General features: G+C 41.6%; 2 tRNA genes and 3 rRNA genes. All 5 read right to left on the bottom strand.

What is annotated here, in order from left to right:
* Window positions 1-147 precede the first annotated feature (147 nt).
* Window positions 148-264 (bottom strand): 5S ribosomal RNA (rrf, locus tag SR63_RS08530).
* 274 nt (window positions 265-538) lie between these two features.
* Window positions 539-3488 (bottom strand): 23S ribosomal RNA (locus tag SR63_RS08525).
* A gap of 535 nt (window positions 3489-4023) precedes the next feature.
* Window positions 4024-4100: transfer RNA gene (locus SR63_RS08520), tRNA-Ile, on the bottom strand.
* An 8-nt stretch (window positions 4101-4108) separates the two neighbouring features.
* A tRNA-Ala gene (locus tag SR63_RS08515) sits at window positions 4109-4184 on the bottom strand.
* A 102-nt stretch (window positions 4185-4286) separates the two neighbouring features.
* Window positions 4287-5799: ribosomal RNA gene (locus tag SR63_RS08510) — 16S ribosomal RNA — on the bottom strand.
* Together the 16S, 23S and 5S rRNA genes with 2 tRNA genes alongside form the textbook arrangement of a ribosomal RNA operon.
* Window positions 5800-6279: the final 480 nt, after the last annotated feature.

The raw sequence follows: 6279 nt of genomic DNA, 5'->3' as shown, positions 1-6279 counted from the left end.
TTCCAAACCCTAAAAACACCCTATTCTCTCTAAAAACCCTAACCAGCAGCAAACTCTTTTTTAAACACTATTTCAAACACCATCTAAAACAACAATAAAAATAAACATAGGATTTATATATAAAGTAAGTAATGAAGACATTTAACAAGTCCGCAATGAGCTACTTTCCCCCTGCCAGTAAGGCGTAGTATCATCACCCACGATGTGCTTAGCTTCTTGGTTCGGGATGGAGCAAGGCGTTTCCACATCTGTATAATCACGGACATTGTTATTTAAATATTCTTTGAAAGATTGAATTTAAAAAATAAAGCTTAATCTTTTATTTCTTTACTTTTTTCTTTATTCTCTTTCTTCTTTTGTTTTTATTTATTTTTTTCTTATCTTTTATCTTTGATAAGTTTTTATATAGAATACTTAAAAAACAATGTTAAGAGCAAGTTCTAATACAAACTCTACTTGAAAGATTTCTACTAAACTCTAAATATTATTTATATTCAAAGTCTTCTTAAAAACCTTAACAAGGAAGTGATGCTTTATTAAAGATAAGCCAAACGCTCTATTAGTACTGGTCAGCTAAAGGACTTTCATCCATTACACACCCAGCCTATCAAACTAGTAGTCTTCTAGAGAGCTTAGAGAAGATTCATCTTAGAGTTGGCTTCACGCTTAGATGCTTTCAGCGTTTATCCTTTCCAAACTTAGCTACGCTGCGATGCTCTTGGCAGAACAACAGCTACACCAGTGGTTTGTTCAACCCGGTCCTCTCGTACTAGGGTCAAATCTCTTCAATCTTCTTACGCCCACGGCAGATAGGGACCGAACTGTCTCACGACGTTCTGAACCCAGCTCGCGTACCGCTTTAAATGGCGAACAGCCATACCCTTGGGACCTGCTCCAGCCCCAGGATGCGATGAGCCGACATCGAGGTGCCAAACCTCCCCGTCGATGTGAGCTCTTGGGGGAGATCAGCCTGTTATCCCCGGGGTACCTTTTATCCTTTGAGCGATGGCCCTTCCACACAGAACCACCGGATCACTAAGACCGACTTTCGTCTCTGCTTGACTTGTATGTCTTGCAGTTAAGCTGGCTTATACCTTTATACTCTACGAACGATTTCCAACCGTTCTGAGCCAACCTTTGTAAGCCTCCGTTATTATTTGGGAGGCGACCGCCCCAGTCAAACTACCCACCAGACATTGTCCCACTTGAGGATAACTCAAGCTGGTTAGCTACCCAAATAAGAAAGAGTGGTATCTCAACAATGGCTCATATACAACTGGCGTCATATACTCAAAGCCTCCCACCTATCCTGCACATTCTTATCCAAGTAGCAGTGTCAAGCTGTAGTAAAGGTCCACGGGGTCTTTCCGTCTTGCCGCGGGTAGGAGGAATTTTCACCTCCACTACAATTTCACTGGATCCCTCTTTGAGACAGCTCCCATCTCGTTACGCCATTCATGCAGGTCGGTATTTAACCGACAAGGAATTTCGCTACCTTAGGACCGTTATAGTTACGGCCGCCGTTTACTCGGGCTTCGATCAAGAGCTTCGCTAATGCTAACCCCATCAATTAACCTTCGAGCACCGGGCAGGCGTCACACCCTATACATCCTCTTACGAGTTAGCAGAGTGCTGTGTTTTTGGTAAACAGTCGGGAGGGACTCTTTGTTGTAAGTTTCTTCGCTTTCGGAGTAAATCCTAGTACGAAGCTAACCACACCTTATACCGAAGATACGGTGCTATTTTGCAGAGTTCCTTAAAGAGAGTTCTTCCACGCGCCTTAGAATACTCATCCCACCCACCTGTGTCGGTTTACGGTACGGGCAACATTAGCTAAACTTAGAAACTTTTCTTGGCTCGACGGCATCAGGGGTTCTTCTATCCATCCGAAGACTTCAAAAAGCCTTTCAGTTCTCGGAGTATTGTTATACGGATTTGCCTGTATAACCTCCTACGACCTTAGACTAGCACTTCCATCCGCTAGCCCCCTTAGCCCTAAGCGTCCTTCCATCGCACACTAATGTTGGTATTGGAATATTAACCAATTTGCCATCGTCTACCCCTTTCGGACTCGACTTAGGACCCGACTAACCCTACGATGACGAGCATCGCGTAGGAAACCTTGGGTTTACGGCGTTAATGATTCTCACATTAATTATCGCTACTCATGCCTGCATGCTCACTTCTATTCGCTCCAGCACTCCTTACCGGTATACCTTCGACGCAAATAGAACGCTCTCCTACCACTTGCACACAACTTAAACTACTTATTCTAAACTTAAATAATCTAAGTTGTGTGCAAGTCTACAGCTTCGGTACTTACTTTAGCCCCGTTATATTTTCCGCGCAAAATCACTAGACCAGTGAGCTATTACGCTTTCTTTAAAGGATGGCTGCTTCTAAGCCAACCTCCTGGTTGTTTAAGTAACTTCACATCGTTTTCCACTTAAGTAAGATTTAGGGACCTTAGCTGGTAGTCTGGGTTGTTTCCCTCTTGACGACGGATTTTATCACTCGCCGCCTGACTGCTGTGATTACATATAAGGTATTCGGAGTTTGATAGGGTTTGGTACATTGGTGTATGCCCTAGCCCATTCAGTGCTCTACCCCCTTATATTACGACACAACGCTATACCTAAATATATTTCGGAGAGAACCAGCTATCACGAAGTTTGATTGGCCTTTCACCCCTATCCACAAGTCATCCCGGGGCTTTTCAACGCCTATGGGTTCAGTCCTCCACTAGTTCTTACACTAGCTTCAACTTGCTCATGGATAGATCACTTCGTTTCGGGTCTGCAGCATCTGACTAAGCGCCCTATTCAGACTCGCTTTCGCTACGGCTTCGCGTTTGCTTAACCTTGCCAGACACCACAACTCGCAGGCTCATTATGCAAAAGGCAGTCCATCACACTGTATTGCTACATAGTGCTCTGAATGATTGTAAGCAAATGGTTTCAGGTTCTATTTCACTCTGATCACCTCAGTTCTTTTCACCTTTCCCTCACGGTACTTGTGCACTATCGATCTGGTATTAGTATTTAGGGTTGGATCGTGGTCGACCCGGATTCAGACAGGATTCCTCGTGTCCCGCCCTACTCAGGATACTGCTAGCTAAGCTTTGTTTTTCGCATACGGGACTATCACCCTCTATGGCTATACTTTCCAGAATGTTCTGCTAAACTCAGCTCTTGCACATTGCAGTCCTACAACCCCCAGTGCAAGCACTGGGTTTGCCCTCTTGCGCTTTCGCTCGCCGCTACTGACGCAATCTCTATTGATTTCTTTTCCTGAGGGTACTAAGATGTTTCAATTCCCCTCGTTCGCTCCTATATAGGTAATGTATATCTCTATACATTGGGTTGCCCCATTCGGAAATCTACGGATCAAAGCTTCTTGACAGCTCCCCGTAGCTTATCGCAGTCTAGTACGTCCTTCATCGCCTTTACCAGTCAAGGCATCCACCATTCGCTCTTAGTAGCTTACCTTTTTTACCTTTTTTATTGATTCTAAAACGCATCACTTCCTTGTTAAAGTTTTTATGATAAGACTTCTTTATCTTAAGACGGAAAGCATTCAAACACTTAATATAAAACTAAATGATTTAGTCTCAACTAAGCTGTGAGTTTGAAACTTGTCTTTAATTTATAAATCTTAAATCTAATATTCTCTTTATTATAGAAATAAAGATAATTAAAAGATATAAGTTAAACTAAAGAAAAGATAAATAGGTTTTATCCTTTAACAAGTCCTGTAAAATTGTTTTTATTAAAACTTGCTTGTGACTCTTAACAATGATAATTAAAAAGAACATTAGGTTTAAAACCTAAAGGAAGTATATATATTAATATAATCTCATTATAAATATAAATACATAATGTATATGCTATTTATATCTATTAAAGTATATTCTTTTATAGCTAAAGATAAAAATAAATCTAAGTATAGAGTTTATATTTTATATTTAATCTACTTTATATACTTGCTTTAGATTTTAAAGCTTTTTTATTCAAATCTTTTTTATGGTGGGCCTAACAAGACTTGAACTTGTGACCTCACCCTTATCAGGGGTGCACTCTAACCAGCTGAGCTATAGGCCCTTAATAAATGGTGGAGAATAGCGGGATCGAACCGCTGACCTCCTGCGTGCAAAGCAGGCGCTCTCCCAGCTGAGCTAATTCCCCATAAACAATTAGCTTTATCATCAATCTTTGAAATCTAAACAAGAATCAATTGAGTTTATATATTGAAGTAATAGTTGTGAGACTTATTACTTTGTACTCTAGAAAGGAGGTGATCCAACCGCAGGTTCTCCTACGGTTACCTTGTTACGACTTCACCCCAGTCGCTGATTCCACTGTGGACGGTAACTAGTTTAGTATTCCGGCTTCGAGTGAAATCAACTCCCATGGTGTGACGGGCGGTGAGTACAAGACCCGGGAACGTATTCACCGTAGCATGGCTGATCTACGATTACTAGCGATTCCGGCTTCATGCTCTCGAGTTGCAGAGAACAATCCGAACTGGGACATATTTTATAGATTTGCTCCACCTCGCGGTATTGCGTCTCATTGTATATGCCATTGTAGCACGTGTGTCGCCCTGGGCATAAGGGCCATGATGACTTGACGTCGTCCACACCTTCCTCCTCCTTACGAAGGCAGTCTATTTAGAGTGCTCGGCCGAACCGTTAGCAACTAAATACGTGGGTTGCGCTCGTTGCGGGACTTAACCCAACATCTCACGACACGAGCTGACGACAGCCGTGCAGCACCTGTCTCTAAGTTCTAGCAAGCTAGCACCCTCATATCTCTATAAGGTTCTTAGGATATCAAGCCCAGGTAAGGTTCTTCGCGTATCTTCGAATTAAACCACATGCTCCACCGCTTGTGCGGGTCCCCGTCTATTCCTTTGAGTTTTAATCTTGCGACCGTACTCCCCAGGCGGTACACTTAATGCGTTAGCTGCATTACTGAGATGACTAGCATCCCAACAACTAGTGTACATCGTTTAGGGCGTGGACTACCAGGGTATCTAATCCTGTTTGCTCCCCACGCTTTCGCGCCTTAGCGTCAGTTGAGTTCCAGCAGATCGCCTTCGCAATGGGTATTCTTGGTGATATCTACGGATTTTACCCCTACACCACCAATTCCATCTGCCTCTCCCTCACTCTAGACTATCAGTTTCCCAAGCAGTTTAATGGTTAAGCCATTAGATTTCACAAGAGACTTGATAATCCGCCTACGCGCCCTTTACGCCCAGTGATTCCGAGTAACGCTTGCACCCTCCGTATTACCGCGGCTGCTGGCACGGAGTTAGCCGGTGCTTATTCCTTAGGTACCGTCAGAATTCTTCCCTAAGAAAAGGAGTTTACGCTCCGAAAAGTGTCATCCTCCACGCGGCGTTGCTGCGTCAGGGTTTCCCCCATTGCGCAATATTCCCTACTGCTGCCTCCCGTAGGAGTCTGGACCGTGTCTCAGTTCCAGTGTGACTGATCATCCTCTCAGACCAGTTAAGCGTCATAGCCTTGGTAAGCCATTACCTTACCAACTAGCTGATACTATATAGTCTCATCCTACACCGAAAAACTTTCCCTACTCAACTTGTGTTAAGCAGGAGTATAGAGTATTAGCAGTCGTTTCCAACTGTTGTCCTCTTGTGTAGGGCAGATTAACTATACCTTACTCACCCGTGCGCCACTAATCCACTTCTAGCAAGCTAGAAGCTTCATCGTTCGACTTGCATGTATTAGGCACGCCGCCAGCGTTCACTCTGAGCCAGGATCAAACTCTCCATAAAAAATTATAGATAGTTTAATCTTTTTCTTCAAAGAAAAAGTTATGAAAGATTAAAAGAAAAGTTTTTAATCTTTTTCATTATTAGATTGAATAGATTTTACATAATTGCTTATGCCTAAATCTTTATCTGGCTCAATCGATCACTTATTTAGATTTCAAAGATTGACTAATAAGATTTGAATAACAATACTAAATTAAAAGAACAAAACAAAAAATCATTTTTAAAAGAAAAGTTTTTAAATTAAAAAACAAGATTTATAAAAAAGCTTTTAGTTTATAAGATAAAAACCAAAAGAGTTAATTTATAAAATCTACTAAGCTAGTGAAACTTTATAATTTAAAAGATTTTAAGTCCTTTTTTTCAAAAAAGGAAATGAAAGTATAACCAATTAAACTTAAAAGGGGATTAAATAAAGGATTAAATAGTATAAATATTTGTGTAAGTATTTATATAAGTATTTGGTGGGTTGAAAAATGGGGG

Source organism: Campylobacter sp. 2014D-0259, assembly GCF_008000505.1.
GTDB classification, from domain to species: Bacteria; Campylobacterota; Campylobacteria; order Campylobacterales; family Campylobacteraceae; genus Campylobacter_D; species Campylobacter_D jejuni.
This window is presented reverse-complemented; position numbering and strand designations above follow the sequence as displayed.